Origin of the sequence: Inquilinus sp. YAF38 (assembly GCF_052113205.1) — a bacterium.
Classification (GTDB): Bacteria; Pseudomonadota; Alphaproteobacteria; order DSM-16000; family Inquilinaceae; genus Inquilinus.
In genome coordinates, this window is record NZ_JBFRCU010000013.1 from 1 (window position 1) to 25,863 (window position 25,863).

At 69.7% G+C, this 25,863-nt stretch carries 29 protein-coding genes and 1 riboswitch; of the genes, 17 read left to right on the plus strand and 12 right to left on the minus strand.

The features are described 5' to 3' along the window. On the minus strand, positions 1–321 hold a 321-nt coding region (locus AB4Z01_RS08115; protein WP_441692467.1), incomplete at its 3' end, for a nucleoside deaminase. 102 nt (positions 322–423) lie between these two features. Here AB4Z01_RS08115 and AB4Z01_RS08120 point away from each other — a divergent pair. Beyond that, a complete protein-coding gene (locus AB4Z01_RS08120) occupies positions 424–1,398 on the plus strand; it encodes a pseudouridine synthase (protein ID WP_441692300.1) in 975 nt (324 codons plus the stop codon). Then, a complete protein-coding gene (gene rsmD, locus AB4Z01_RS08125) occupies positions 1,367–1,933 on the plus strand; it encodes a 16S rRNA (guanine(966)-N(2))-methyltransferase RsmD (RefSeq protein ID WP_441692302.1) in 567 nt (188 codons plus the stop codon). Before AB4Z01_RS08120 ends, rsmD begins: the two co-directional genes overlap by 32 nt. Positions 1,934–2,041: 108 nt before the next feature. On the opposite strand, the gene AB4Z01_RS08130 is transcribed toward rsmD, so the two are convergent. Next, entirely contained in the window at positions 2,042–2,542 is a 501-nt protein-coding gene (locus AB4Z01_RS08130; protein WP_441692304.1) for a 6,7-dimethyl-8-ribityllumazine synthase, read from the minus strand. Positions 2,543–2,615: 73 nt separating this feature from the next. Beyond that, positions 2,616–2,777: riboswitch (FMN riboswitch) on the minus strand. A gap of 171 nt (positions 2,778–2,948) precedes the next feature. Here AB4Z01_RS08130 and AB4Z01_RS08135 point away from each other — a divergent pair. The 3 genes from AB4Z01_RS08135 (at position 2,949) to AB4Z01_RS08145 (ending at position 4,093) form a co-directional block, all read left to right on the plus strand. Then, positions 2,949–3,383 carry a GFA family protein gene (locus tag AB4Z01_RS08135; protein WP_441692306.1) on the plus strand — a complete coding sequence of 145 codons (435 nt, stop codon included), beginning with the start codon at positions 2,949–2,951 and terminating at the stop codon, positions 3,381–3,383. A 66-nt stretch (positions 3,384–3,449) separates the two neighbouring features. Further along, positions 3,450–3,704 carry a type II toxin-antitoxin system VapB family antitoxin gene (locus tag AB4Z01_RS08140; RefSeq protein ID WP_441692308.1) on the plus strand — a complete coding sequence of 85 codons (255 nt, stop codon included), beginning with the start codon at positions 3,450–3,452 and terminating at the stop codon, positions 3,702–3,704. Continuing rightward, positions 3,704–4,093: a type II toxin-antitoxin system VapC family toxin gene (locus tag AB4Z01_RS08145; RefSeq protein WP_441692310.1), complete on the plus strand. Its 390-nt coding sequence runs from the start codon at positions 3,704–3,706 to the stop codon at positions 4,091–4,093. Before AB4Z01_RS08140 ends, AB4Z01_RS08145 begins: the two co-directional genes overlap by 1 nt. Here the strand turns inward: AB4Z01_RS08145 and AB4Z01_RS08150 are convergent. The 6 genes from AB4Z01_RS08150 to tldD form a co-directional block, all read right to left on the minus strand. Next, positions 4,090–4,428, minus strand: coding sequence for an antibiotic biosynthesis monooxygenase family protein (locus tag AB4Z01_RS08150; RefSeq protein WP_441692311.1), 339 nt, complete (start codon positions 4,426–4,428; stop codon positions 4,090–4,092). The two genes, AB4Z01_RS08145 and AB4Z01_RS08150, sit on opposite strands and share 4 nt — an antisense overlap. 47 nt (positions 4,429–4,475) lie before the next feature. Next, positions 4,476–4,988, minus strand: a complete 513-nt coding sequence (locus AB4Z01_RS08155; protein ID WP_441692313.1) for a Csu type fimbrial protein — start codon at positions 4,986–4,988, stop codon at positions 4,476–4,478. After that, positions 4,985–7,261 (minus strand): fimbria/pilus outer membrane usher protein, encoded by a 2,277-nt coding sequence (locus tag AB4Z01_RS08160; RefSeq protein WP_441692315.1) that lies wholly within the window; start codon positions 7,259–7,261, stop codon positions 4,985–4,987. Before AB4Z01_RS08160 ends, AB4Z01_RS08155 begins: the two co-directional genes overlap by 4 nt. A gap of 10 nt (positions 7,262–7,271) precedes the next feature. Next, positions 7,272–7,991 (minus strand): fimbrial biogenesis chaperone, encoded by a 720-nt coding sequence (locus tag AB4Z01_RS08165; protein WP_441692316.1) that lies wholly within the window; start codon positions 7,989–7,991, stop codon positions 7,272–7,274. A 13-nt stretch (positions 7,992–8,004) separates the two neighbouring features. After that, the gene (locus AB4Z01_RS08170) at positions 8,005–8,502 is read right to left on the minus strand and encodes a Csu type fimbrial protein (RefSeq protein WP_441692318.1); all 498 of its coding nucleotides are present in this window, start codon (positions 8,500–8,502) and stop codon (positions 8,005–8,007) included. Positions 8,503–8,786: 284 nt separating this feature from the next. Then, positions 8,787–10,220, minus strand: a complete 1,434-nt coding sequence (tldD, locus tag AB4Z01_RS08175; protein ID WP_441692320.1) for a metalloprotease TldD — start codon at positions 10,218–10,220, stop codon at positions 8,787–8,789. A gap of 367 nt (positions 10,221–10,587) precedes the next feature. On the opposite strand from tldD, the gene coxB reads away from it, so the two are divergent. The 10 genes from coxB (at position 10,588) to AB4Z01_RS08225 (ending at position 20,336) form a co-directional block, all read left to right on the plus strand. Further along, the gene (gene coxB / locus AB4Z01_RS08180) at positions 10,588–11,421 is read left to right on the plus strand and encodes a cytochrome c oxidase subunit II (RefSeq protein ID WP_441692322.1); all 834 of its coding nucleotides are present in this window, start codon (positions 10,588–10,590) and stop codon (positions 11,419–11,421) included. 74 nt (positions 11,422–11,495) lie between these two features. Beyond that, a complete protein-coding gene (gene ctaD / locus AB4Z01_RS08185) occupies positions 11,496–13,091 on the plus strand; it encodes a cytochrome c oxidase subunit I (protein WP_441692323.1) in 1,596 nt (531 codons plus the stop codon). A 77-nt stretch (positions 13,092–13,168) separates the two neighbouring features. Next, on the plus strand, positions 13,169–14,101 hold the full coding sequence (locus AB4Z01_RS08190) for a heme o synthase (protein WP_441692324.1): 933 nt from the start codon (positions 13,169–13,171) through the stop codon (positions 14,099–14,101). 1 nt (position 14,102) lies between these two features. Next, on the plus strand, positions 14,103–14,249 hold the full coding sequence (locus AB4Z01_RS08195) for a hypothetical protein (RefSeq protein ID WP_441692326.1): 147 nt from the start codon (positions 14,103–14,105) through the stop codon (positions 14,247–14,249). 180 nt (positions 14,250–14,429) lie between these two features. Continuing rightward, positions 14,430–15,029 (plus strand): cytochrome c oxidase assembly protein, encoded by a 600-nt coding sequence (locus tag AB4Z01_RS08200; RefSeq protein ID WP_441692328.1) that lies wholly within the window; start codon positions 14,430–14,432, stop codon positions 15,027–15,029. Positions 15,030–15,099: 70 nt separating this feature from the next. Then, the gene (locus tag AB4Z01_RS08205; RefSeq protein WP_441692330.1) at positions 15,100–15,981 is read left to right on the plus strand and encodes a cytochrome c oxidase subunit 3; all 882 of its coding nucleotides are present in this window, start codon (positions 15,100–15,102) and stop codon (positions 15,979–15,981) included. A gap of 6 nt (positions 15,982–15,987) precedes the next feature. Beyond that, on the plus strand, positions 15,988–16,341 hold the full coding sequence (locus AB4Z01_RS08210) for a DUF983 domain-containing protein (protein WP_441692332.1): 354 nt from the start codon (positions 15,988–15,990) through the stop codon (positions 16,339–16,341). A 4-nt stretch (positions 16,342–16,345) separates the two neighbouring features. Next, a complete protein-coding gene (locus tag AB4Z01_RS08215; RefSeq protein WP_441692333.1) occupies positions 16,346–17,089 on the plus strand; it encodes an SURF1 family protein in 744 nt (247 codons plus the stop codon). Next, the gene (locus tag AB4Z01_RS08220) at positions 17,086–18,579 is read left to right on the plus strand and encodes a carboxypeptidase M32 (RefSeq protein WP_441692335.1); all 1,494 of its coding nucleotides are present in this window, start codon (positions 17,086–17,088) and stop codon (positions 18,577–18,579) included. Before AB4Z01_RS08215 ends, AB4Z01_RS08220 begins: the two co-directional genes overlap by 4 nt. A 308-nt stretch (positions 18,580–18,887) precedes the next feature. Beyond that, entirely contained in the window at positions 18,888–20,336 is a 1,449-nt protein-coding gene (locus AB4Z01_RS08225; protein WP_441692337.1) for a DHA2 family efflux MFS transporter permease subunit, read from the plus strand. Between the two features lie 3 nt (positions 20,337–20,339). On the opposite strand, the gene AB4Z01_RS08230 is transcribed toward AB4Z01_RS08225, so the two are convergent. Further along, positions 20,340–21,065, minus strand: a complete 726-nt coding sequence (locus AB4Z01_RS08230; protein WP_441692339.1) for a J domain-containing protein — start codon at positions 21,063–21,065, stop codon at positions 20,340–20,342. Positions 21,066–21,074: 9 nt separating this feature from the next. After that, entirely contained in the window at positions 21,075–21,785 is a 711-nt protein-coding gene (locus tag AB4Z01_RS08235) for a VWA domain-containing protein (RefSeq protein WP_441692340.1), read from the minus strand. A 173-nt stretch (positions 21,786–21,958) separates the two neighbouring features. Here AB4Z01_RS08235 and AB4Z01_RS08240 point away from each other — a divergent pair, with 173 nt between their 5' ends. Beyond that, positions 21,959–22,975 (plus strand): TAXI family TRAP transporter solute-binding subunit, encoded by a 1,017-nt coding sequence (locus AB4Z01_RS08240; RefSeq protein ID WP_441692342.1) that lies wholly within the window; start codon positions 21,959–21,961, stop codon positions 22,973–22,975. Positions 22,976–23,156: 181 nt separating this feature from the next. Here the strand turns inward: AB4Z01_RS08240 and AB4Z01_RS08245 are convergent, their stop codons facing one another. Continuing rightward, on the minus strand, positions 23,157–24,329 hold the full coding sequence (locus AB4Z01_RS08245) for a M20 aminoacylase family protein (RefSeq protein WP_441692344.1): 1,173 nt from the start codon (positions 24,327–24,329) through the stop codon (positions 23,157–23,159). A gap of 179 nt (positions 24,330–24,508) precedes the next feature. Here AB4Z01_RS08245 and clpS point away from each other — a divergent pair, with 179 nt between their 5' ends. Continuing rightward, a complete protein-coding gene (gene clpS / locus AB4Z01_RS08250; protein ID WP_441692346.1) occupies positions 24,509–24,817 on the plus strand; it encodes an ATP-dependent Clp protease adapter ClpS in 309 nt (102 codons plus the stop codon). A 5-nt stretch (positions 24,818–24,822) separates the two neighbouring features. Here clpS and AB4Z01_RS08255 read toward each other — a convergent pair whose 3' ends face one another. Beyond that, entirely contained in the window at positions 24,823–25,746 is a 924-nt protein-coding gene (locus AB4Z01_RS08255) for a ribokinase (protein WP_441692348.1), read from the minus strand. Positions 25,747–25,863: the final 117 nt, after the last annotated feature.

Here is a 25,863-nt window from a genome sequence, read left to right on the forward strand (position 1 = left end):
GTGCAGGACCGCGCCGCCCTTCGGGTCGAGGGCGGCGAACACCACCCGGCGGAGACGTGCGAAGGAGATCGCGCCGGCGCACAGCGCGCAGGGCTCGAGCGTGACGTAGAGATCGCAGTCCGGCAGCCGCGGCCGGCCGCGCAGCCGGCCGGCCTCGCGGATCGCCAGCACCTCGGCATGGGCGGTCGGGTCCGCCAGCTCCTCCACCCGATTGCCGGCCCGGGCCAGCACCGCGCCGGTCGCGGCCTCGACCAGCACCGCGCCGACCGGCACCTCGCCGCGCGCAGCAGCCGCCGCCGCCTCGTCGAGTGCCAAGCGCATATAGGTGTCGGCCGGATCGGGGGCTGGCGGGTCGGCGGGCACGGGTCAGATCCTCGAGTTTCGTGCTAACCCTGGCCGGGCGCTTCGCGCTAGACAAGGGCGATGAGCAAGACCCCCATGACCACCGTCGGGAAGACGGCGGGCGACCCGGCCGCGACAGGCGCCGCGACGCCCGCCGGAAAACCCAAGGCCACCTTCAAGGATGGCGGCGAGAAGGACGGCGAGCGCGTCGCCAAGGTACTGGCGCGGGCCGGCATGTGCTCGCGCCGCGAGGCTGAGCGCTGGATCGCCGAGGGCCGCGTGGCGCTGGACGGCAAGGTGTTGGAGACGCCGGCCGTGGTGGTGCCGCCGGGCGCGGTGCTGAGCGTCGATGGCGTGCCGGTGCCGGAGCCCGAGCGCACCCGGCTGTGGCGCTACCACAAGCCGGCGGGGCTGGTGACCACCCGGTCCGACCCGCAGGGCCGCCGGACCGTGTTCGACAGCCTGCCGGAGGAGCTGCCGCGCGTGGTCTCGATCGGCCGGCTGGACCTGAACAGCGAAGGCCTGCTGCTGCTGACCAATGACGGCGAGTTGTCGCGCCGGCTGGAGCTGCCGTCGACCGGCTGGCCGCGGCGCTACCGCGTGCGGGTGCACGGCACCCCCGACCCGGCGAAGCTGGCCGGCCTGGCCAAGGGCATCACCGTCTCCGGGGTCCACTACGGCCCGATCGAGGCGGCGCTGGACAAGGTGCAGGGCGCCAATGCCTGGCTGACCATCACCCTGCGCGAGGGCAAGAACCGCGAGGTGCGCAAGGTGATGGAAGCGATCGGCCTGGACGTGAACCGGCTGATCCGCGTCGCCTACGGCCCCTTCCAGCTCGGCATCCTGGAGAAGGGCGAGGCCGAGGAGATCAAGGCCTCGGTGCTGCGCGACCAGCTGGGCCGCTGGCTGACGACCCATGAGGAGGAGCGGCCGACGCGCAAGCCGGCGCCTAAGCCGATAGCCGCCAAGCCGGCGCCCACCAAGCCGACAGGCTCGAAGCCCGCGACCGGTCCCGCGTCCCGCCATGCCCCTGCGCCTCGTCGCCGGCCGTCATAGGGGCCGCGCCCTCGCCGCCCCGCCGGACCGCGCCACCCGCCCCACCGGCGAGCGGGTGCGCGAGGCGGTGTTCAACATCCTGGCCCATGCCGGCTACGGCCCCGATGACGGCGACGCCGTCACCGATGCGGTGGTGCTAGACGCTTTCGCCGGCACCGGGGCCCTGGCCTTCGAGGCGCTGTCGCGCGGCGCCGCCGAGGCCTGGCTGTTCGACAGCTCGGCCGCGGCGCTGGGCTTCGCCCGGAAGAATGCCGAGACGCTGGGCGAGACGGCGCGCGCCCATCTGCTGCGCGCCGACGCGCTGAAGCCGCCGCCGGCCCGGGCGCAGGCGACGCTCTTGTTCCTCGACCCGCCCTACCGCCAGGGGCTGATCGGCCCGGCGATCAAGGCGCTGTCCGCCGCCGGCTGGCTGGCCCCCGGCTGCCTGGTGGTGGCCGAGACCGCTGCCGACGAGCCGGCGGTGGACGGCCTCGCCCTGCTTGACGAGCGCCGCTACGGCGTCGCCCGCATCGGCTTCGGGCGGGTGGCGGGATAAAAGGGTTCGCGTAGGCTGGGTTCGCGAGAGCGAACCCAGCATTTCGCGGCAATCACAACCGCCGTGTTGGGTTCGCTCCGCGAACCCAACCTACGCGGCCCGTGCGGCTCAGGCCGCCGCGCGCAGGCCCTTGCCGCGCAGCTTCGCCACCGCGGCGATGGTCTTGAGCGCGGCCTCCGCCGCCTCCTTGCCCTTGACCAGGAAATGCTCGCGGAAGAAGGCGGTGTGGGCCTCGTGCTCGTGGAAGCGCTGCGGCGTCAGCACCGCGGACAGCACCGGCACCTCGGTGTCGAGCTGCACCCGCATCAGCGCGTCGATCACCGCGGTCGACACGAATTCGTGCCGGTAGATGCCGCCGTCGACGATGAAGCCGGTGGCGACGATGGCGTCGTAGCGGCCGGTCTTGGCCAGCAGCTGGGCGTGCAGCGGGATCTCGAACACGCCCGGCACCTCGAACAGGTCGACCTCCGGCGCGGCGGCGCCAGCCTGGGCTATCTCGGCCAGGAAAGCGGTCTTGCACTGGTCGACGATGTCGCGGTGCCAGCACGCCTGGATGAAGGCGATGCGGGGCGCGTCGGTGCGGGAAGCAGAAGACAGGGGCTGATTCATGGTCATCCTCATGCAACGGACCAGAATCAGGGCATACGGGACCGACCACCAGGACTCGTGCCCGGCCTGCCGTCCCCGTTCTCTTTCATCCGGACTATGACCGTCGGCTTCGGATTCTGACCGAATCTGCTGACCCTGCCGGTTGACCCGGCAGGCGCTCGCGGGCTTGTGCGCTGTCCCGAGGGATCGCGCCATTACCGCCGGTGGGGACTTTCACCCCGCCCTGAGAACGTCCGCCGCCCGGGGGATCCGGACGGCTGTCTCGAATATCGGGAGGCCGCGGGGCCTTGGCAAGGCCAGACGCGACAGAACGGTGGCGCGACTGCGACATCGCGGGACGGGTCCGGCACAATGACGGCGGCCTGACGGCCGCACCCTGGTCGTCGGCGATGGAAGGAGGCGAGAGATGACGGACCACACGGGCCGCTGCCTGTGCGGCGGGGTGCGCTATCGGGTGACCGGGCCGCTGCGCCAGGTGGTGACCTGCCATTGCGGCCAGTGCCGCCGCACCTCCGGCCATTTCGCCGCCTTCACCGCCTGCGCCGCCGGCGATCTGGTGCTGGAGAGCGACCGCACGCTGCGCTGGTACCGCTCCTCCCGCGCAGCCGAGCGCGGCTTCTGCGGCGAATGCGGCGCCAGCCTGTTCTGGCGGATGGCGCAGGCCCGCACTGTCAGCATCGCCGCCGGCACGCTGGACGGCGCCACCGGCCTCGGCATCGGCGGCCATCTCTACACCGCCGACAAGGGCGACTACTACGCGATCGCCGGCGACGCCCCGCAATGGCACGAGCACCCGGATTGGGATGACCCCGCCTATCCGCAGGTCCCTGGGCTAGGGTGAGACGTTACGGTGGCATCGGTGGCCCGCCAGGTATATTCTGCCTGGGAGGCTACCTAGGAACCATCCATGGCTCTCAGCATCAAGGATCCCGAAACCGAGACGCTGGCCCGCGAATTGGCACGACGGACCGGTGAATCGATCACGGAGGCCACCCGGCGCGCCCTGGAGGATCGGCTTCGGCGGGTGGTCGGTGCCAAGAAAGCGCCGTTGCTGCTCGAGGAGATGGCCGTCATCCGCAAGCGGGTGGCCGCCCTGCCCATCCTGGATCGCCGCAGCCCGGACGAGATCCTGGGCTATGACGAGGACGGGCTGCCGCGCTGATGGTGATCGACACCTCGGCGATCCTCGCCATCTTGCTCAACGAGCCGGAGGCGCCGGATTTCGAGCGACGCATCGCGGCAGATCCGGTTCGGCTGATCTCGCCCGCGACTTTGGTCGAGGCGGCTATCGTGATCGAGTCACGGCTGGGAGATGCGGGCGGCCGAGAATTCGACCTCTGGCTCCACAAGCTCGACGCCGAAATCGTTCCGGTGGATGGCGACCAAGCCCAGATGGCGCGGCGTGCGTGGCGCCGCTTCGGCAAGGGCCGGCACCCGGCCGGGCTTAACTATGGCGACTGCTTCGCCTATGCCCTCGCCGCGACGAGGGGTGAGACCCTCCTGTTCAAGGGCAACGATTTCAGCCGGACCGACCTGTCGGCCGCCCCTTAGAACGGCGAATCGGCCGGGGCCTGCTCGCGTCGCTCGTCCATCTCGTAGTCGCGCAGCACCGCGGCGATGCGCAGGCGGTAGCCCTGGAAGATGCCGGCCCGGCCGGCGGCCTGGGCGGCGCGGTGCTCGGCCCGGTTGCGCCAGCCGGCCACGGCCGCCTCGTCCTCCCAGAAGGACAGCGACAGCAGCTTCTCCGGGTTGGTCAGGCTGCGGAAGCGCTCGACCGAGATGAAGCCGGGCATCTGCTCCAGCACCGGGCGCAGCCGGGCGGCGTGGTCGAGATAGTCGTCGAACCGGCCCTCCGCCGGCTCGACCTCGAAAATCACGGCGATCATGCGCTCCTCCCTGGCTGCGTCTCTGGCCCAGCTTAACCGGCCAGCGGCTACAAGAGGCAGAGCGAGATACCGGTATAAGTCACCGTCACGTTCAGCGTGTCGGTGTAGCTGGCCGGGATCGCGGCGGTGTTGACCGGGATCCGCCCGTAGAAGGTGATCGGCTCGACCCAGCTGCTGCCGATGGCGCCGACCAGCCGGCAGCGCGCCTGCACTGCGGTGCTGCCGCTGCCGTCGCCCCAGACCGTGGTCCGGGGGGCGGCGGTGTAGCCGTTATAGGCCAGCGTCGGCGTCCCGGCGCTCATTCGCCGCGGTGAGAAGGTGCCCGACCCGCCGGTGCTGACCGCGACGGTGTAGTTGATGCCGAGGCACAGCACCGGGCAGACGCAGGTCACCGTGATCGTCGACGTCGCGTCCAGCACCGTGCCCGAAAGCGGCGCGAAATTGCCGAAGGCGAGCGCGGTCGCGGTCACCGAGCAGCTTTCACCGAGGGCGAAGGCCGGACGACCCGCCAGGAGGCAGACCAGAGCCGCGGGCAGGCTCCACAGCAGGGATCGTCTCATGGCGTTCCTCCGCAGGTGACGGGACCGATCTGGGGGATCTCGCCCGGCGCGGGCGCGAAGGCGAAGGCGATGCGGCACTGGCTGCCGTCCGGCAGGGTGACCGTGCCGGCATTCTCCGGCTGCAGGCCGGTGGCGTAGCCCAGCCCGTCATAGCCGACCGGCAGCGGCTCCGCCCCGCCGCCGTCCAGCGCCAGCATCGAGCCGGGCGGCACTGCGCTGCCGTCCGGGCGTTGGATCAGGATGGTGGCGGCGTCGCCGACACGGACCGGGAACGGGACGACGATGCCGCTGCGGTCGGCCGGGGTCACCAACCGGCGGGTGTCCTCGAAGGCGGCATCGGCCGGCAGATCGGTCACGTCGATCGCCATCTTGTTCGCCTCATAGGCGCGCAGGCCGCGGACCAGCAACTGGCCGTTGGCGTCGGTGCGGCCGACCGGCCGGTTTTCCAGCGTCACGCCGACATCGGGCACGCCGGTGTCGACCACGGCGAAGCTGTCGTCGATGCGCTGGCCGGCGAACACCCCGCCGCCGGCATAGGTGAGCGAGCCGCGAACCTCGCCGCGGACGCTGGTCTGGCCGTCGATCTGGTCGCCCGCGACGGTGAAATCGGCCAGCGCCGTGCGGTAGTCGACCTGGCCGTAATAGCGGCGCAGGTCGCCTTCGCTGGCCTGGGCGTTCACCACCAGACCGCGGTCGGACACGCCGGTGTCCTGGACGTAGCTGGCGCGCTGGGTCAGCCAGCGCTGGCCGTTCTGGGCCGTGGCGTCGACGCCGACGCTGGTCTCGCGGCCGAGGGGAACGGTGAGCGACACCATCACCCCGGCGTTCGAACCGTCGTCGAGGTCGAGGAAGCTGGTGGCCACCAGTTGGATGTCATCGAACAGCGTCAGGCTGTAGTTGCCCGAGGCGATCCGCGTCCGGCCGAAATCGGTCCGGTCGAGATCGACATAGGCAACGCCGAGCGACCCCCAGCGGTCGAGGTTGAGGCTGGCGTTGATCTGGGTGCTGCTGCGCAGCCGGTTGCGGTCGTCCACCGCCGCCAGGTCGCGGTAGACCCCGACGGTGCCGGTGCGCTGCAGGCCGACGCTCCAGCGCGGCTCGAGATGCTCGGCCCCGATCGCGTATTGCAGGCCCGAATCGCCGCTGGAGCGGCTGCCCGACACCGCGACGTTGACGGTGCCGAGCGTGCCGACGCCATAGACCAAGCCGGCGCCGCCCAGGACCAGGTCGCGGCTGGTCTCGACATGGCCCTCCAGGGTGAGGCTGTCGTAGAGGCCGTAGCGCAGCGAGCCGATGCCGGCGAAGCCGGAATAGTCGGCACTGGCCTCGCCATAGCGCCGTCGGATCGAGCCGGCTTCGAAAGAATAGTCGGCGAGGCCTTCGCGCAGCAGGTTGCGGCTGGCGTAGAAGGGCAGCGTCTGCACCGTCTCGCGCCCCAGCGCGTCGCGCACCACCACCCGGGCGTCGCCGCCGCCGGTCAGCACCGGCAGGCTGTTGATCTCGAACGGGCCCGGCTTCACCTCGGTCGTGAACTGCTTCACGTTGTTGAGGTAGACGTCGACGGTGGACGGCACCGCGGCGTCGCCGCCGAAGGCCGGCACCGGGAAGGTGATGAGGTCGGGCCGCATCGCGAAATCCCGGTCGACCTGGGCGCCGGCCATCCGCACCGGCCGAGTCCAGGCCAGGCCGCCGCTGATGAAGTCGCCCAGCCGATAGCGGCGCAGCGCGCCGGGGTCGGACCAGGTCCAGGTGGTGTCCAGCCGAATCACCCCGTCATCCTGCCTGCCGCCGGTACCGATATTGCCGAGGAAGCTGGTGTCGAGCACGCCGAGCGGGCCGAAGACGCGGCCTTCCACCACGCCGGAGCCGTAGGTCGAGCCCTCGCCCCGGGTGCCGATCAAGTCGTAGTTGAGCAGCAGCCCGTAGTCGCTCTCGGCCTGGCTGATCCGGGTGTCGCGCGCTCCGATCTCCACCGGCTGCCGCCCCGCCTCCGGCAGATCGATGCGCACCGCCTGAGCCGACTCGTCATAGTCGTATTGCAGGCCGGGGATGGCGGACAGCGGCAGCAGCCCGTCCGCGCTCGGGTCGACGCCTTCCGGTGGCCGCACGCCCACGGCCTGCAGTTCCTGCGCCGTCGCATAGAGGGTGCCGTCGCGCTCCACGAAGCCCCCGATCAGCTGCTGGCTCTGGCCGTTGACGGTGACGTCGAGATAGAGGGCGCGGTCCGCCGCCGCCGCCGGGATGGCCGCCAGCCACCCGGCAGCCGCCAGCATGGCACCTGCCCTACGGGCTGCCGTCCAGGGCGATCGTGGCATCGACCCCGCCCTGGTCCCCCGCGCCGCGCAGCGTGACCTGACCGGCCCGGTCCAGCCCGCGCAGCGGGATGCGCCAGCGCTTCTCCTGCCCCGGTAGGACATAGCCGCTGAAGGCCTGGCTGGCCGCGCCGCCGCGGGTGGCAATGGTCAACCCGTCGAACTTGGCGTGCCTGGTGCCGTCATTGCGGGCCGCGAGCTCGACCACCCCGCCCCCCGCCGGCCGCGCCGACCAGGTGATCTTGGCCTGCCCGGGGGCTGCCGCGGAGACGAAGATCGGCAGCGACAGATGCAGCGCCAGGTTGATCTGGCCCGGCACCGGCACCGGGATCTCCTCGACCATCAGCCGGTAGCTCTTCTCCGCGGCTCCGGCCGGCCGGCGCAGCAGCACGCGGATCACCTGCTCCCGCCCCGGCGGAATGGTGACGATCGGCGGGCTCGCGACCACTGCGTCGGTCGGGGCCAGCCGGTCAATGCCGCCGGGCTGCGACCAGTCGAAGGTGCGCAACTGTACCGTCGCCGGCGCGGTGGCCCGGTTGGTGACGGTGATGGTCTGCGCCATCTGGCCGGCGGCGAAGTCGACGCCGATCGGCGCCACCTCGAGCCCGCCGGCCTGGACTGCCGTGCCGGCGAGGCACAAGGACGCCCACGCTGCCACGGCCAGGGCGAGGCGTCGGCGTATCGCCGTCATGGACCGCCCCCTGTCAGTAAGTGACCGTGACGCCGATCGTATCCAGATACGCATCGGGAGCGACGAACTGGCCGGCCGGAACGCGGCCGTAGACGGTCGAGATGATGGGCACCGCGCCGGCGGTGAGACTGACGGTGTCGGTGCCCACGGTGTTGCCCCAGTTCGTGGTGCGGCCGCTGTCGCTGTACAGGAAGTAGTCCAGTCGGGCGGCGGTGACGGTCGTGCCCGACATTTGCCGCGTGGTCACGGTGGCGCCGGCAGCCGCGCCGGCGTTGAGCCCGATGTTATAACCGGTGCCGGCCGTGCAGGTGACGGTGATGGTGGAGGTGCTGAGCGCATCCGCCGAGCTGGTGTAATTGCCGAATGCCAGCGGCGTCGCCAAAACCGTGCAGAACTTCAGCACGGTCGCCGTGACCAGGAAGCTTGTGGTCGCCGTCGCGGCCATAACAACGCTGCTGGGCGCGAGAACGGCGATTGTTGCGCCGACCAAGAAACAAACCGGGATCCGCATAACGAGCTCCTCAAATACCGCTTCTCAAATCTGCGTCTCGAATTGAAACGCTTTTTATATAATTGGATGATGAGGCAGAGTGAATCAAGGAAAACATTATGTGTCGTCATCTAAAGAGTCCAAAAAGCCAATCGTCCGATTTAATCGACGTAGAGCCGCAAGTCCCGGGCACTTCATAACATCATATGCAGATTTCAGAAATTCACCGAAGCGGAGCGGTAGCTGCTTATTGCCGACCGTAGAGAATGCCCAGCCCGAGGTTAGCCGATCCGATGGGGCGGCGATCAGGCCCGGGTGCCGCCCACGGTCAGCCCGTCGATGCGCAAAGTCGGCTGGCCAACGCCGACCGGCACACCCTGGCCTTCCTTGCCGCAGGTGCCGATGCCGGGGTCGAGCGCCATGTCGTCGCCGACCATCGACACCTTGGTCAGCGCGTCAGGCCCGTTGCCGATCAGGGTCGCGCCCTTCACCGCCGGGCCGATCTTCCCATCCTCGATCAGATAGGCCTCGGAGGCGGAGAACACGAACTTGCCGTTGGTGATATCGACCTGGCCGCCGGCGAAGTTGACGGCGTAGAGGCCGCGCTTGACCGAGGCCAGGATCTCGGCCGCGGGCGTCTTGCCGCCGAGCATGATGGTGTTGGTCATCCGCGGCATCGGGTGGTGGGCGTAGCTCTGCCGCCGGCCGTTGCCGGTCGGCGCCATGCCCATCAGTCGGGCGTTCATGCGGTCCTGCATGTAGCCGACCAGGATGCCGTCCTCGATCAGCGTGGTGCTGCCGGTCGGGGTGCCCTCGTCGTCCACCGTCAGACTGCCGCGCCGGTCCGGCAGGGTGCCGTCATCGATCACGGTGACGCCGGGCGCCGCCACGCGCTGGCCCATCAGGCCGGAGAAGGCGGAGGTCTTCTTGCGGTTGAAGTCGCCCTCGAGGCCGTGACCGATCGCCTCGTGCAGCAGGATGCCGGGCCAGCCGGAGCCCAGCACCACGGTCATCTCGCCGGCCGGCGCTTCGACCGCGTCCAGCCGCACCAGGGCCTGGCGCAGCGCTTCGTCGACCGCCGCCTGCCACTGCCCCGGCTCGAGGTAGAGATCGTAGCCGGTGCGGCCGCCGGCGCCGTGGCTGCCGCTCTCCATCCGGTCGCCGTCGCCGACCACGACCGAGACGTTGACCCGGACCAGCGGCCGGATATCGGCGGCGTGGCGGCCATCGGCGCGGACGATCCGCACCGCCTGCCAGTTGCCGCTGATCGAGGCGCTGACCTGGCGCACCCGTGGATCCTTGGCCCGGGCATAGGCGTCGATCTCGGCCAGAACCTTGACCTTGGTCTCGAACGGCACGGCCGAAAGCGGGTTGGCGTCGGTGTAGAGCTGCCGGTTGGTGCCCTGCGGCGGCTCGGCCAGGCTGCCGCCATGGCCGGCGCGGACCGCGCGCACCGTCTCCACCGCCCGCTTGACCGCGTCCTCGCTCAGGGTCGAGGCATGGCTGTAGCCTGTGGTCTCGCCCGCCACCGCGCGCAGGCCGAAGCCTTGCGACGTGTCGAAGCTGGCGCTCTTCAGCTTGCCGTCGTCCCAGCTCAGTCCCTCGGACTGGACGTATTCCAGGAACAGCTCGCCGTCATCGGCGCCCTGCAGCGCTTCGCCGACCAGCCGCTCGAGCCGGGCACGGTCGAGCCCGGCCTGGGTGAAGAACAGGTCGTCAGTCTGGTCGAGAGCGCTCATGACGGAATTCCGGTCAGCGGATCTGGACTCCAGACATAGTGCCGCCCGCCGGCCGGGGCCAGCCCCGATCGGCTCCGGCCGGCCGAATCGGCTTGCCAAGGGGATGCGACCATTTGCGTGATGGGCGCGACGGCACAGCCTGTTGTTGCCCCAGGGAACGCCCTGTATTTTCGCCCTGGCCAGGATTGGCCCGGCTTCGTGCGGCCGGCGATGTCGTGGGGGCTTCAACCCTTGCGGTTCCATCGCTATAAGGCCGGACGGAGTCCATTGCCGGCGACAGCCGGCATGGGCCATGGGTGGGAACGACAACGATAACGAAAGAGCGCACGGCATGCGATCGGGCAGACTGCGTGAATTGGCGGCAGGGGTGTCGGCCCTGCTTCTCCTCGGCACAGGCACGGCCTTCGCCGACGGCCCGCCGCACAACTGGCAGATCGGCTTCCAGGAAGCAGCCTCGTCGGTCAAGGAGCAGATGGCGAGCTTCCATAACCTGCTCCTCGTCATCATCGTGGCGCTCACGGTGTTCGTGCTGGGGCTGCTGGTCTATGTGATGTGGCGCTTCAGCGCCGACCGCAACCCGGTGCCGTCGAAGACCGCGCACAACACGATCATCGAGGTGGTCTGGACGGTCGCGCCGGTCCTGATCCTGCTGGTCATCGTGGTGCCGTCGTTCCGGCTGCTTTACGCCGGCGACCGCACGCCGAACCCCGAGATGACCCTGATCGCCCATGGCTACCAGTGGTACTGGGGCTACGAATATCCGGACCAGAAGGTCGCCGAATACACCAGCTACGGGGTGAAGGACGAGGATCTGAAGCCGGATCAGGTGCGGATGCTGTCGGTCGACAACCCGGTGGTGCTGCCGGTCGACACCGACATTCAGATCCTGACCACCGCCGGCGACGTCATCCACTCCTGGGCAATACCCGCCTTCGGCGTGAAGAAGGACGCGATCCCGGGCCGGACCAACGAGACCTGGGTCCGCATCGACAAGCCCGGCGTCTATTATGGCCAGTGCTCGCAGCTGTGCGGCACCGACCACGCCTACATGCCGATCGAGGTGCACGCGGTCAGCCGGGCGGATTTCGACAAGTGGGTCGTCGAGAAGGTCGGGCCGAACCCGGCCGAGAAGCCGAAGCTTCTGACCATGACCTGGGACGAGGCGCAGGCACGTACCAAGCTGGCCCAGGCAGGGCAGTGATCCCCATCGGGGAGTGATCCCACTCGGGGCCGCAGCCCCGACAGGCAACCCCGGACGGGGAAGAGGTTGACACGATGGCTCACGCCGCAGCACACGGTCACGACGACCACCACCACGATCACAAGCCGGGCTTCTTCAAGCGCTGGCTGTTCTCGACCAACCACAAAGACATCGGCACGCTGTACCTGATCTTCGCGATCTGCGCGGGGCTGATCGGCGGCGTGTTCTCGCTGATCATGCGGCTCGAGCTGCAGAATCCGGGGATGCAGTTCCTGTCCGGCGGGCAGGAATGGAACGTCGTCGTCACCGCCCACGGCCTGATCATGATCTTCTTCACGGTCATGCCGGCGATGATCGGCGGCTTCGGCAACTGGTTCGTGCCGATCATGATCGGCGCGCCGGACATGGCCTTCCCGCGGCTGAACAACATCTCGTTCTGGCTGCTGGTCCCAGCCTTCTGCCTGCTGATCGGCTCCGCCTTCGTCGGTCAGGGCGCCGGCACCGGCTGGACCATCTACCCGCCGCTGTCCGAGGCCGGGCAGCCCGGGCCGTCGGTCGACATGGCGATCTTCGCCCTTCACCTGGCCGGCGCGTCCTCGATCCTCGGCGCGGTGAACTTCATCACCACCATCTTCAACATGCGCGCGCCGGGCATGACGCTGCACAAGATGCCGCTGTTCGTCTGGTCGATGCTGGTGACCGCCTTCCTGCTGCTGCTGGCCGTGCCGGTGCTGGGCGGCGCCATCACCATGCTGATCACCGACCGCAACTTCGGCACCAGCTTCTTCAAGCCCGAGGGCGGCGGCGACCCGCTGCTGTTCCAGCACCTGTTCTGGTTCTTCGGGCACCCCGAGGTGTACATCATGATCCTGCCGGGCTTCGGCATGATCAGCCACATCGTGTCGACCTTCTCGAAGAAGCCGGTGTTCGGCTATCTCGGCATGGCCTACGCCATGGTCGCGATCGGCGTCGTCGGCTTCGTCGTGTGGGCGCACCACATGTTCACCACCGGCATCGACGTCGACACCCGCGCCTACTTCACCGCCGCCACCCTGATCATCGCGGTGCCGACCGGCATCAAGATCTTCTCCTGGATCGCGACGATGTGGGGCGGGTCGATCGAGTTCAAGACCCCAATGCTGTGGGCCGTCGGCTYCATCTTCCTGTTCACCATCGGCGGCGTCACCGGCGTGGTGCTGGCCAATGCCGGCATCGACACCGCCCTGCACGACACCTACTACGTCATCGCGCACTTCCACTACGTGCTGTCGCTGGGCGCGGTGTTCTCGATCTTCGGCGGCTTCTACTACTGGATCGGCAAGATGTCCGGCCGGCAGTACCCGGAGACCTGGGGCAAGATCCACTTCTGGATGACGTTCATCGGCGTCAACCTGACCTTCTTCCCGCAGCATTTCCTGGGCCTGGCCGGCATGCCGCGGCGCCAGCCGGACTATCCGGACGCGTTCCACGGCTGGAACATGGTGTCGTCCTTCGGCGCCTATATCTCGGTCGCGGCCGCCTTCCTGTTCGTCGGCATCGCCTTCTACACGATCCGCTACGGCCGCCGGGTGGAGAGCAACTATTGGGGCGAAGGCGCCACCACGCTGGAGTGGACGCTGCCGTCGCCGCCGCCCTTCCACCAGTTCGAGCAGCTGCCCCGGGTCAAGTGACCCGAGGCTGAGAAAAAGAGGAGACCGGGCCGGGCCGCGCGGATACTCCGTGCGGCCCGGTCCGCTTGAGGTTTATGATGGTTGACGTGACCCTGGACCGGACAGCCCGAACCGCCGCGGCCGAGGCCGAAGGCGGCGCCACCTGGCAGGACTATCTCGCGCTGTTGAAGCCGCGGGTGATGACGCTCGTCGTCTTCACCGGCATCGCCGGGCTGATCGCGGCGCCGGGTTATCTGCATCCGGTCCTGGCCGCCACCGCCGTGCTGTGCATCGCCGTCGGCGCCGGCGCGGCCGGTGCCATCAACATGTGGTACGACCGCGACATCGACGCGGTGATGAGCCGGACCTGCGGCCGGCCGATCGTGCGCGGCCGCATCGCGCCGTCCGAGGCGCTGGCCTTCGGCGTGTTCCTGTCGGTCGCCGCCGTGCTGGTGATGGGGCTGGCGGTGAACTGGGTCGCCGCCCTGGTCCTGGCCTCGGCCTCGGCCTTCTACATCTTCGTCTACACCATCTGGCTGAAGCGACGGACGCCGCAGAACATCGTGATCGGCGGCGCCGCCGGGTCGTTCCCGCCGATGATCGGCTGGGCCGCCGTGACCGGCGACATCAGCGTGCCGTCGATGCTGCTGTTCGCCCTGATCTTCATGTGGACCCCGCCGCATTTCTGGGCGCTGGCGCTGTTCCGCAGCGAGGAATACGCCAAGGCCGGGGTGCCGATGCTGCCGGTGGTGTCCGGCGCGCGCGAGACCAAGCGCCAGATGCTGGCCTACACGCTGGCCTTGTTCCCGCTCGCGCTCGGCCCCTGGCTGGTCGGCACCGCCGGGCTGACCTACGGCATCGGCGCCGGCCTGCTCGGCGCGCTGTTCATCCTGTGCGCCCTGCGGGTGCTGCGCGAGGACGGCACAGCCACCAACCACCGCGCCGCCAAGCAGATGTTCGGTTTCTCGATCTTCTACCTGTTCGCGATCTTCGGCCTGCTGATCGTCGACCACACCGCGGTGCATTTCTGAGATGGCCGCCAGACCAATCCCGCCGGCAACCCCGGCGCCCGACGCAAGGCGCCGCCTGCGCGGCCGCAACCTGGCGCTGGCCCTGGGCCTCGTCGCCTGGGTGGCGCTGATCTTCGTGATCACCATCGTCAAGATGAAGGGCGGGTGATGTTCATGAGGCGGTCGTCGGACTCCCTGCCGTCATCCCGTGCGCGCTGCGGCGCGGAGTGCCGCTGCGCAGACACGGGATGTCGCACGGGCCTGCGAGAGATCCCGGGTCTGCAGCGCACCACTTCGTGCTGCGTCGCGCCCGGGATGACGACGGTTGGCATGGGGCCGGAGCACTGAAATGGCCGAACTGGATCCGAAGATCCGGCGCCGCAACCGCCTCATCCTGACCTCGCTGTGCGGCGTCGCCTTCTCGATGGGCGTGCTGGCCTTCGCCTCGTCGCCGCTGTACCGGCTGTTCTGCCAGGTCACCGGCTATGGCGGCACCACCCAGGTTGCCGATTCGGTGTCCGGCAAGGTGCTGGACCGCACCGTGCGGGTCCGCTTCGTCGCCAACACCGATGCCGGCCTGCCCTGGACCTTCAAGGCCGAGCAGAGCGAGGTCGAGGTCCGGCTGGGCGAGCCGGCGCTGATCTACTTCCAGGCCACCAGCACGGCCAAGGAGCCGACCGCCGGCCAGGCGGTCTACAACGTGACGCCGGACAAGGTCGGGCTCTACTTCTCCAAGGTGCAGTGCTTCTGCTTCACCGAGCAGATCATCCAGCCGGGCGAGACGGTGGAGTTCCCGGTCTACTTCTATGTCGACGCGGCGATGGACGCGCAGCCGAACCTGAGCGACGTGCGCACCATCACCCTGTCCTACACCTTCTACGGCCAGCGCTCGAAGGCGCTGGAGAATGCGGTGGCCGCCTATTATCGTGCGGCCAAGAACGACGGCTGACGGCCTGCCGGCAGCACCCGGGCGGAACACCGAAGCGGATATCGGACGAGAGACCGAGAGGGGCACGAGGATGAGCACGACCGACGTCCATGCCGACAGGCACGAGACGAGCTACGAACTGAACGCGGTTCCGCATCCCTATCATCTGGTCGACCCCAGCCCATGGCCGCTGCTCGGCGCGCTCGCGGCAGGCTGCATGGCGATCGGCGGCGTCCTGTTCATGCATGACGAAGGGCCGGTCCTGCTGATCGCCGGCTTCCTGGGCGTGCTGGCCGTGATGTTCGGCTGGTGGCGCGACGTGATCAAGGAAGCCACCTTCCGCAAGCTGCACACCCCGGTGGTGAAGCTGGGCCTGCGTTACGGCATGATGCTGTTCATCGCCTCGGAGGTGATGTTCTTCGTCGCATTCTTCTGGGCCTATTTCGACTCCAGCCTGTTCGTCGGCGAGGCCTCGCAATACGCCCGGGTCGCGGCGACCGGCGGTGTCTGGCCGCCGAAGGGCATCACCGCGGTCGACGCCTTCCACTTCCCGCTGCTGATGACCCTGGTGCTGCTGCTGTCGGGCTGCACCGTGACCTGGGCGCATCACGAGATCGTCGAAGGCCACATGAAGGAGGCGTCGAAGGCGCTCGGCATCACCGTGCTGCTCGGCGCCATCTTCACCTGCATCCAGCTGTGGGAATACACCCACTCCGAGTTCGGCTTCACCGACGGCGTCTTCGCCTCGACCTTCTACATGGCCACTGGCTTCCACGGCTTCCATGTGCTGGTCGGCACCATCTTCCTGGCGGTGTGCTGGTTCCGGACGGCGCGCGGCGACTTCACCAAGGACAGCCATTTCGGCTTCGAGGCCGCAGCCTGGTACTGGCACTTCGTCGACGCGGTCTGGCTGTTCCTGTTCGTCGCCATCTACTGGTGGGGCGGTCATGGTGGCGCCGTCGCGGCGCACTGAGCCTCGGTGGCTGATGACTCGGTCTCTCCTCTGGCCGCGGCGCTGGGCTGCAAATGCCCGCGCTGCGGCCGGGGTGCCCTGTTCAAGGGCTTCCTGACGGTCGCCGACCGCTGCGCGGCCTGCGATCTCGACCTCTCGGAGGTCGATTCCGGTGATGGCCCGGCCGTCTTTCTGATCTTCATCCTCGGCTTTACCGTGGTGCCGCTAACCCTCTGGCTCGGCTTCGCCTTCGACCTGCCGGATTGGGCGCCGGTTGCGATCGGCGCCACCCTCCTCGTCCTGCTCACCGCCCTCCTGATCCGCCCCGCCAAGGCCTATGTCGTGGCGCTGCAATACCGGCACCGCCGCACGGGACAGTGACATCATGACCGTGCGGGGTTTCCGGCCGGAGTTCTGGCCGACCGTCTTCCTGATCCCTGCCCTCGCCCTGATGCTCGGGCTCGGCATCTGGCAGCTCGAGCGCCTGGCCTGGAAGACCGACCTGATCGACCGGATCGAGCGCGGCCTGGCCGCCCCGCCGGTGCCGCTTCCGGCCCGGATCGACGATCCCGGCTTCGACTACCGCCGGGTCACCGTCACCGGCCGCTTAGACGCCCTCCATGCCTTCCCGCTGCTGGCCCGCGTGCATGACGGCGCCGCCGGCATCCAGGTGGTGACGCCGCTGCTTCGCGACGACGGCGGCCCGGCTGTCATGATCAACCGCGGCTGGGTGCCGCTCGGCCCCGACGGCAAGCCCGCCGCCTACGACCCGCCGCCCGAGGGGACGGTGACGGTCGAGGGCGTGGCCCGCCGCCCGCTGCCGCAGGGCTGGATGCAGCCCGACAACAGCCCGGCCACCAATGAATGGTTCTGGACCGACCTGCCGACCATGGCCGCCGCGGCCGGGTTGGACGAAGTGGCGCCGATCGTGGTCGAACAGTCGGCCGGCCCGGAAGCAAGTGCTGGCCGCGCCCGCCCCCCGATCGGCGGCCAGACCCAAATCAATCTGCCGAACGACCATCTGCAATATGCGATCACCTGGTTCGGCTTCGCCGTGATTCTGATCGCGATCTACCTGCTGCACCATCTGCGGCGCGGCCGCACCGCCCGGAAAGGACCCGACGCATGACCACCTATTCCGAGATCGCCGCCCATTTCGGCCGCATCGCCGCGCTGTCCAACGCCATCGGCATCCTCGACTGGGACAACGCCACGATGATGCCGAAGGGCGCCGCCGAGACCCGGGCGGAGAGCCTGGCGCTGCTGCAGGTGCTGCGCCACGGCATGGTCACCGATCCGCGCCTGGCCGACTGGCTGCCCGAAGCCGAGGCAGACAACCGGCTGGGCGATTGGGAGCGCGCCAATCTGCGCGAGATCCGGCGGCTGTGGACGGTGCAGACCGTGCTGCCGGCCGATTTGGTCGAGGCCTCGAGCAAGGCGGTGTCGGCCTGCGAGATGGCGTGGCGCCAGGCCCGCGCCGATTCGGATTTCGCATCGCTGCTGCCGAAGCTGCAGGAGGTGCTGCGGCTGCAGCGCGAGATTGGCCGCGCCAAGGGCGAGGCGCTGGGCCTGTCGGCCTATGACGCCCTCTTGAACGACTACGAGCCCGGCGGCCGGTCGGAGCGGATCGACGCGCTGTTCGACGATCTGGCCGACTTCCTGCCCGGATTCACCGAGGAGGTGCTGGCCGCCCAGGCGCGCCGGCCGGCCACGCCGCGGCCGGAGGGCCCGTTCCCGGTCGAGTCGCAGCGGGCGCTGGGCGTCGCCATGATGGGGGTGCTGGGCTACGATTTCGAGCGCGGGCGGCTGGACGTCTCCACCCACCCGTTCTGCGGCGGCGCCGACAACGACGTCCGCATCACCACCCGCTACGACGAGACCGACTTCACCCGCGCTTTGATGGGCGTGCTGCACGAGACCGGCCACGCGCTCTACGAGCAGGGCCGGCCGCAGGCCTGGATGAGCCAGCCGGTCGGCCAGGCCCGCGGCATGAGCCTGCATGAGAGTCAGTCGCTGCTGATGGAGATGCAGGCCTGCCGCAGCCGCGAGTTCATCGCCTTCGCCGCGGCGCAGATGCGCGACGCCTTCGGCGGCAGCGGCCCGGCCTGGGAGGCGGAGGCGCTGTGGCGTCACTACACCCGGGTCGAGCGCGGCTTCATCCGGGTCGACGCCGACGAGGTGACCTACCCCGCCCATGTCATCCTGCGCTACCGGCTGGAGAAGGCGATGATCGCCGACGAGCTGCCCCTGGCCGACCTGCCCGCCGCCTGGAACGACGGCATGCAGGCGCTGCTGGGCGTGGTGCCGCCGGACGACCGGCTGGGCTGCCTGCAGGACATCCACTGGCCGAGCGGCGGCTGGGGCTATTTCCCGACCTACACGCTGGGCGCCATGACCGCGGCGCAGATCTTCGACGCCGCCAACCGGGCCGAGCCGGACATCCTGCCCGCGATCGGCCGCGGCGACTTCGCGCCGCTGGTCGGCTGGCTGCGCGCCAATATTCACGACCAGGGCTCGCGCTGGGAGACCGACGAGCTTTTGACCCGCGCCACCGGCCGGCCGCTCGACGCCGCCGTGTTCAAGGCGCATCTGCGCCGGCGCTATGGCGGTGAGGGGTAAGAAGAACGGCTCCAAATCTTAAACTGTCATTGCCGGGCTTGACCCGGCAATCCAGAGACTGTCGATGCCACTCTGGGTGGCCCCTGGATCCTCGGGTCAAGCCCGAGGATGACAACTGAAGGGTTGGTTGGAGCGCGCGCCAGCGGGATTATGGCCCGGGTCGACTCACCGGATATGGCATGGGGGCCTGACGTCCGAAACTTGCATGCCTCCATTGCGGGTTTGGCGCGCAGGATTCCATCTCATCAGACGAGTAGAGAACCGGATCCCGCACGCCCGAGGGGGCCGCGCCGCCGCGGCCTTGAGACATGACCACCCGCCTTCCGCGCCAAGTGCTGATCCCGCTGATCATCGCCTGCGCGCTGTTCATGGAGAATCTCGATTCGACGGTGATCGGGACCTCGCTGCCGCAGATCGCCAAATCCTTCGGCACGGACCCACTGCATCTCAGCCTCGCCATCACCTCCTACCTGCTCAGCCTCGCGGTCTTCATCCCGGCCAGCGGCTGGGTAGCGGACCGCTTCGGCGCCAAGAACGTGTTCCGCGCCGCCATCATCGTCTTCACCCTCGGCTCGATCCTCTGCGGTCTGTCCAATTCGACGGTCGAGCTGGTCGGCGCGCGAATCATCCAAGGCATGGGCGGCGCCATGATGGTGCCGGTCGGCCGGCTGGTGCTGCTGCGCAGCGTGTCGAAGGCCGAGCTGGTGCGGGCCATGGCCTATCTGACCACCCCGGCGCTGCTGGGGCCCGTGCTGGGCCCGCCGCTGGGCGGCTTCATCACCACCTATAGCTCCTGGCGCCTGATCTTCTTCATCAATGTCCCGATCGGCATCATCGGCGTGATCCTGGTGACGCTGTTCATCGATGATGTGCGGGAGGAGGAGCGCACCCCGTTCGACGTTCGGGGCCTGCTGATGTCCGGCGTCGCCCTGGGCTGCCTGGTGTTCGGCTTCGAGACGCTGGGCCGATCGATCGTGCCGCTGCCGGTGACAGGCGCCCTGTTCGTCATCGGCCTCGGCTCACTCTGGTTCTATGTCAGGCACGCCCACCGGGTGCCGGCGCCGATCATCGACCTGACGCTGCTGCATGTCCGCACCTTCCGCATCTCGGTGGTCGCCGGCACCATCTTCCGGGTCGGCATCGGCGCCATCCCGTTCCTGCTGCCGCTGATGCTGCAGCTGGGCTTCGGCATGACCCCGTTCGAATCCGGCATGCTGACCTTCATCAGTGCTGCGGGGGCGCTGTGCATGAAGATGACGGCCACCCGGATCATCCGCCATTTCGGCTTCCGCCGGGTGCTGGTGTGGAACGCGGTGATCAGCTCGGTCTTCCTGATGAGCTACTCGCTGTTCCGGGCCGACACGCCGCATCTGCTGATCATGGCGCTGCTGCTGGCCGGCGGCTATTTCCGGTCGCTGCAGTTCACCAGCCTGAACACCCTGGCCTTCGCCGACATCCCGCCGCAGAAGATGAGCCGCGCCTCCAGCTTCTCGAGCACGGCGCAGCAGCTGTCGGCCAGCCTGGGCGTCGCCACCGGCGCGGTGCTGCTGAACCTGACGCTGATGCTGCATGGCGGCACCACGCTGCAGGCGACCGACTTCTCCTGGGCCTTCTTCGTGGTCGGCCTGCTGTCGCTGTGTTCGGTGCTGATGTTCATGCGCCTCGCCCCCGATGCCGGGGCCGAGGTCTCCGGCCACGCTGTCGCCCCGGTGCCGGCGGAGCAGCCCGGCTCGCCCCGGGTCGCGCCGGGGGAGTAGGCCTCAGGTCCCGAGCAAGCGGTCGCGGGCGGCGTTGAGCCTGGCCGCAAAGTCGGCGGAGCCGCCGCGGTCCGGATGGTGTTGCTTCATCATCCGCCGATGCGCCGCCTTCACCGCCGCGGGCGAGGCGCCGGCGCCGAGGCCCAGCAGGGCATAGGCCTCGGCCTCCGACATTCCCTGCTGCCGTGGGCCGGACGGATCCTGCTTCGCCCAGTCGGCCCCGAAGCGGCGATCCAGATATGTCTCCAGCACCCGCGCCGAATCGGGGTCGTCGGCACGGCACTCGAACAGCAGGCGCAGCAGCGCCGGCAGCGGCAGCGAGGCCAGGCTGCGCGCCTCCAGCGGCCCCGGGCGCACCACATAGCCGTCCATCGCGCCGCTGGCGTGGTCGAGCTGGATGTCGAGGCTGCGCGTCTTCAGCCGCGAGACGCCGCCGGGCGTCGGCCCGGCCGCGGTCTGGCGCCCGCGGCGCCAGCGCAGGAACCAGGGCAGCCCCTGGATCAGGAGTGGCGACAGGCGCTGCAGCCACAGGATCGCGGCGCCGAGCACGGCGAGCAGGCCGGACAGGCGCCCGGTCAGCAGCAGGAACAGGCCGAGCCCTGCCAGCAGCACGATGCCGCCCCAGCGCGCGCCGCGGATCACCTGCTTCGGCTGGGTGTTGGCGAACCAACCGGCGAGCAGCGGCAGCCCGAGGCCGAGCGCCACGACCAGGATGAGGAGCTGGAGCACTGTGGTCGCCTAGCCTCCCATCCGCCCGATCAGCGCCGTGACCGCGGCGCCGCGGCGGCGGCCGAGATCCTCCAGCGCCGGGCGGCCGCCGGCGGCATAGACCGCGACGGCGGCCAGCAGGTCGCGCAGCTGGCCCGGGCTTGAGGCATCGAACGGGCAATAGGCACCGCGGGTCAGCCGCGCGATCTCGCGGAAGGCGCGGGCGGCCAGCGGGTCGGGCCCCTCATGGAACAGGAACACCGGCACGCCGCGCAGCGCCAGCCGGCCGGCCTGGGCGCAGACCGGGTCGAGCGATTCCTCGAAAGCGTCGCCGACGAAGACCAGGGCGTCGACCTTGCCGCGGCCGGCCTCCGCCTCGGCATGAGACAGCACCCGCCCGAGCTGGGTCTCGCCGGCGCGGCAGCGCACCTTGCTCATCAGACGCGCCAGCTCGGTCCCGTCGGAGACCCAGGCGGTGGACTTGCACTCGCCGAAGCCGCGGTAGAACACCAACTGCAGGTCCAGCCCGCCCAGCGCCGCGGTCTCGGTGAACATCTCGCCCTGCAGGCGGCAGGCGCGGTCCCAGGTGTCCTCGCGGCTCTGTGTCGCGTCGAGCGCGAAGATCAGCCGGCCGCGCCGCCCGTCCTGGCGCTGCGCCGGCGTTGCCGCCACCCGGCGCAGGAAGGCGTCCACCTCCGACCGGTTCCGGCCGGCAGGCAGCTTGTCGTCGGGGCCGGTCATGACTTCGTGTCCATCACCGATAATGATGGGGACCGGCGGGCGGAAATCCAATCGGAACGGGTCGCGAACCGTCAGGAACGAAGACCTGCGCCGCGATGTTCCGGAGCTGCTTCTGGCGGAAAGCGCGGCCGACCGCTAGCCTTGCCACCGGTACCCACCATTCCGGATCGACGATGCCCTCTTCGCGCGCCCCCCTCCTCGCCGGCCTGGCCATCCTCCTCCTCGGCCTCGCCGCCCCCGGCGCCGGGGCGCAAAGCACCGATCCGAAGGCCGAGATCATCGTCGCCACCGCGCCGGTGAACTCGCCGCTCGGCCGCTGGGGCAGCGCCTTCGTCGAGCGGCTGAAGGCGGACCAGCCGGTGTCGGAGGCGATCACCGCCGGTTCGCTGCCGAATGTCGCGCTGCTGCAGAGCGGCCGGGTGGCGATCGGCCTGGTCTCGCTCGACGTCGCCGCCGCGGCGTGGGGCGGCACCAGCCCGATGGCGCCGGGCATGAAGTTCGACCATCTGCGCGCCCTGGCGCCCGTGGCGCCGGCCGCGGTGCTGCGCTTCGTGGTGCCGGCGGGCAGCGACATCACCGGCGCCGCCGGCCTCGCCGGCAAACGGGTGGCGCTGGCCACCGACGACGCCCTGACCGAGCCGATGCTGAAGGCGCTGGACATCAAAGCGACGCTGCGGCGCCTGCCGCTGGCAGAGGTCGCCAAGCAGGTCGCCGACAAGAAGATCGACGCGGTCGCGGTCACCGGCCTGGAGCCTTTCGCCCTGCCGCCGGCGCAGCCTGCCGTGACCTTCGGCCTTTCCGCGGCCGAGATCGCCACGGTCGCCGGCGTGATCCCCGGCGTGRCCGCCGCCGCGGTGCCGCTGCCGCCCGCGCCACCGGCGTCCGCGGATCCGGCTGCCGTAACCAATCCCGCAACGGCTCCCGCTCCGGCCGCCCTGCCGCCGCAACCGCTGCCGCCCAGCGCCGGCATGTGGACCTGGCTGGTCGCGACCGATGCGCTGCCGGAGGACGTCGCCCGCCGTGCCACCGAGATCGCGGTCGGCGAGGCGTCTTCGCTGGCCGAGACCGCCGGCTTCGAAGCCTCGCCGGCGCTCGACCCGCTGACCAACCGCGCCATGCCCTTTCACCGCGGCGCCGCCGCAGCCTGGGACGCGCAGGGCGTCGCGGTCCCGCCGGATCAGGTGCGGTAGGCCCAGGTAGGTTGGGTTCGCGTCCGCGAACCCAACACGATGCGATTTCCCCTTCCTGTCATTGCCGGGCTTGACCCGGCAATCCAGGAAATGTCGACAGTCTCTGGATGCCCGGGTCAAGCCCGGGCATGACAGTTTGAGGAGCAAAAGGTTGGGTTCGCCCATGGCGAACCCAACCTACTCAGCCCGCCTTCAGCTGGCTCTCGACCAGACCCGCCAGCAGCGAGGCGCCGAGCGGCAGGACTTCGTCGTTGAAGTCGTAATGCGGGTTATGGATCATCGCCCCCGAAGCGCCGCCAGCCTGGCCGAGGAACAGATAGGCGCCCGGCCGGGCGTTCAGCAGATAGGCGAAGTCCTCGCCGCCCAGCGACGGCTCGACGTCGCGCTGGACATTGCCCGCGCCGACCACCGTCTCCGCCACCCGCGCCGCGGTCTCGGCCTGCTCGGCATGATTCACCGTCGCCGGGTAGCCGTACTGGTAGTCGATCTCGATCGCGACGTCGAAGGCGGTGGCGATGCCGTCGACGATGCGCCGGATGCCGGTGACCATCATCGCCTGCACCTCGGGCCGGAAGGTCCGCACTGTACCGTTCAGATAGGCCTCGTCCGGAATCACGTTGTGGGTGCTGCCGGTGTGGATCTGGGTGATCGACAGCACCGCCGAATCCATAGGGTTGGTGTTGCGGCTGACCAGGGTCTGCAACGCGCCGACCAGCTGGGCCGCGATCACCACCGGGTCCTTCGCCGACTGCGGGATCGCGGCATGGCCGCCGACGCCGCGGATCCTGATGTCGAACATGTCGGCCGCCGCCATCATCGGGCCGGGCCGCACCCCGACCGTGCCGGCCGGCAGCAGCGGCCAGTTGTGCAGGCCGTAGACCTCGTCGCAGGGGAAGCGGTCGAACAGCCCCTCGCGGACCATCACGTCGCCGCCGCCGCCGCCTTCCTCCGCCGGCTGGAAGATGAAGTGCACGGTGCCGTCGAAGTTCCGCGTCTCGGCCAGGTACTGGGCGGCGCCGAGCAGCATGGTGGTGTGGCCGTCGTGGCCGCAGGCATGCATCCTGCCGGGCACGGTCGATCTGTGGGCGAAGTCGTTGACCTCGTCCATTGGCAGGCAGTCCATGTCGGCGCGCAGGCCGATGGTGCGGCCGCTGTCGGTCCGCCCCTTGAGCACGCCGACCACCCCGGTCTTGGCCAGGCCGCGATGCACCTCGATGCCCCAGGAGGCCAGCTTCTCCGCCACGATGCCGGAGGTCCGCACCTCCTCGAAGCCGAGCTCGGGATGGGCGTGGAGGTCGCGCCGCCAGGCGGTCATCTCCTCCTTGCGGGCGGCGATCGAATTGATGACGGGCATCGGTCGGTCTCGTCTTGCGCTGGCTGGGATGGCGAAACCCCGATACTGGTCCGTCCGCGCCGCCGGGGCAACCCGGCGCAGGTACAGGGGCGGCAACCGGCCGCTGCCCGGGGCGGTGGACGGGCGGTTCCGAGCGTGACAAGCTGCCGCCGAATCTCCGCCGCGGCCAGGAGCAGCCGATGAGCGACTTCACGACCAAACCCCGCATCGACACCCGGCCGAAGACCCAGCGGCCGCGGCTGCACAAGGTCATCCTGCTGAACGACGACTACACGCCGCGCGAATTCGTGGTCGTGGTGCTGAAGGGCGAGTTCCGGATGAGCGAGGACGAGGCCCACCGGGTGATGATGACGGCGCATCGGCGCGGCGTCTGCGTCATCGCGGTCTATCCCAAGGAAGTCGCCGAGACCAAGGCGACGCGGGCGACCGATGCCGCCCGCAAGCTGGGCTATCCGCTGCTGTTCACCACCGAGCCGGAAGAGACGTAGACCGCTCACCCGATCGCGGTGGTCGGGCCCAGCCGCGGCAGGGCGGCGTCGATTGCCGTGGCGGTCGGCATGCTCTCCTGCGCGCCGAGGGCGAGGCAGGCCAGGGCGGCACCGGTCGAGGCCCGGCGCAGCGCCTGGTCGAGCGGCAGCCCGGCATCGAGCCCGGCCGCCAGCACGCCGGTGAAGGTGTCGCCGGCGCCGGTGGTGTCGACCGGCTGGATCGGCAGCGCCGGCACGGCGAAGTTCGCCTGCGGGCCAACGGCGATCGCGCCCTCGCCGCCGAGGGTGACGACACAGGTCAGGCTCATCCGGCCGCTGAGCGCCTGGGCCGCGGCGCGGGGGCTGGAGGTGTCGAGACCGAGCCCGCCGGCGATCGCCAGCGCCTCATGCTCGTTCACCACCAGCAGGTCGAGGTCGCGCAGCGCCGCCTCCGGCACCGCGGCGGCCGGGGCGACGTTGAGGATGGCGCGGCAGCCGCGGGCCCGGGCGCGCTGCAGCAGCGCCCAGTTCTGTTCCGGCGGCAGCTCCATCTGCAGCACCAGGAGGGTGTCCGGCGTCAGGCGGTCGTCGGGCACCTGGTCGGCGCGGACCGCGAGGTTGGCGCCGCTGCCGACGGCGATGAAGTTCTCGGCCTTGGCGTCGACACAGATATAGGCGACGCCGGTCGGCCGGTCGCTGGTGGCGATCAGGGCGGTGTCGATGCCTTCCTTGGCCAGGGTCGCGCGCATCACCTGGCCGAAACCGTCATCGCCGACCGCGCCGGCCATCGCCACCTTTGCCCCGGCCCGTGCCGCCGCCACCGCCTGGTTCGACCCCTTGCCGCCGGGCTTGGTGACATAGCCGTCGCACAGCACGGTCTCGCCCGGCCGCGGCAGCACTGTCACCGCCATCACCAAATCCATGTTGATCGAGCCGAAATCCAGGATCACGCGGCGGTCCTCCCCGACGAAGGGCGCGATCCTGGCGCGGCGCGGGCCGGAACGCAACCGATGTGCACATGAGTTGCCCGCCAACCCTGGGCGCAGGCCGAAAAACCTGCAAAGCTC

Coding starts and splice junctions, on each gene's coding strand:
- AB4Z01_RS08120 (WP_441692300.1), top strand. CDS start 424: ATGAGCAAGACCCCCATGACCACCGTCGGGAAGACGGCGGGCGACCCG.
- rsmD (WP_441692302.1), top strand. CDS start 1,367: ATGCCCCTGCGCCTCGTCGCCGGCCGTCATAGGGGCCGCGCCCTCGCC.
- AB4Z01_RS08130 (WP_441692304.1), bottom strand. CDS start 2,542: ATGAATCAGCCCCTGTCTTCTGCTTCCCGCACCGACGCGCCCCGCATC.
- AB4Z01_RS08135 (WP_441692306.1), top strand. CDS start 2,949: ATGACGGACCACACGGGCCGCTGCCTGTGCGGCGGGGTGCGCTATCGG.
- AB4Z01_RS08140 (WP_441692308.1), top strand. CDS start 3,450: ATGGCTCTCAGCATCAAGGATCCCGAAACCGAGACGCTGGCCCGCGAA.
- AB4Z01_RS08145 (WP_441692310.1), top strand. CDS start 3,704: ATGGTGATCGACACCTCGGCGATCCTCGCCATCTTGCTCAACGAGCCG.
- AB4Z01_RS08150 (WP_441692311.1), bottom strand. CDS start 4,428: ATGATCGCCGTGATTTTCGAGGTCGAGCCGGCGGAGGGCCGGTTCGAC.
- AB4Z01_RS08155 (WP_441692313.1), bottom strand. CDS start 4,988: ATGAGACGATCCCTGCTGTGGAGCCTGCCCGCGGCTCTGGTCTGCCTC.
- AB4Z01_RS08160 (WP_441692315.1), bottom strand. CDS start 7,261: ATGCTGGCGGCTGCCGGGTGGCTGGCGGCCATCCCGGCGGCGGCGGCG.
- AB4Z01_RS08165 (WP_441692316.1), bottom strand. CDS start 7,991: ATGACGGCGATACGCCGACGCCTCGCCCTGGCCGTGGCAGCGTGGGCG.
- AB4Z01_RS08170 (WP_441692318.1), bottom strand. CDS start 8,502: ATGCGGATCCCGGTTTGTTTCTTGGTCGGCGCAACAATCGCCGTTCTC.
- tldD (WP_441692320.1), bottom strand. CDS start 10,220: ATGAGCGCTCTCGACCAGACTGACGACCTGTTCTTCACCCAGGCCGGG.
- AB4Z01_RS08190 (WP_441692324.1), top strand. CDS start 13,169: ATGGTTGACGTGACCCTGGACCGGACAGCCCGAACCGCCGCGGCCGAG.
- AB4Z01_RS08195 (WP_441692326.1), top strand. CDS start 14,103: ATGGCCGCCAGACCAATCCCGCCGGCAACCCCGGCGCCCGACGCAAGG.
- AB4Z01_RS08200 (WP_441692328.1), top strand. CDS start 14,430: ATGGCCGAACTGGATCCGAAGATCCGGCGCCGCAACCGCCTCATCCTG.
- AB4Z01_RS08205 (WP_441692330.1), top strand. CDS start 15,100: ATGAGCACGACCGACGTCCATGCCGACAGGCACGAGACGAGCTACGAA.
- AB4Z01_RS08215 (WP_441692333.1), top strand. CDS start 16,346: ATGACCGTGCGGGGTTTCCGGCCGGAGTTCTGGCCGACCGTCTTCCTG.
- AB4Z01_RS08220 (WP_441692335.1), top strand. CDS start 17,086: ATGACCACCTATTCCGAGATCGCCGCCCATTTCGGCCGCATCGCCGCG.
- AB4Z01_RS08225 (WP_441692337.1), top strand. CDS start 18,888: ATGACCACCCGCCTTCCGCGCCAAGTGCTGATCCCGCTGATCATCGCC.
- AB4Z01_RS08235 (WP_441692340.1), bottom strand. CDS start 21,785: ATGACCGGCCCCGACGACAAGCTGCCTGCCGGCCGGAACCGGTCGGAG.
- AB4Z01_RS08245 (WP_441692344.1), bottom strand. CDS start 24,329: ATGCCCGTCATCAATTCGATCGCCGCCCGCAAGGAGGAGATGACCGCC.
- clpS (WP_441692346.1), top strand. CDS start 24,509: ATGAGCGACTTCACGACCAAACCCCGCATCGACACCCGGCCGAAGACC.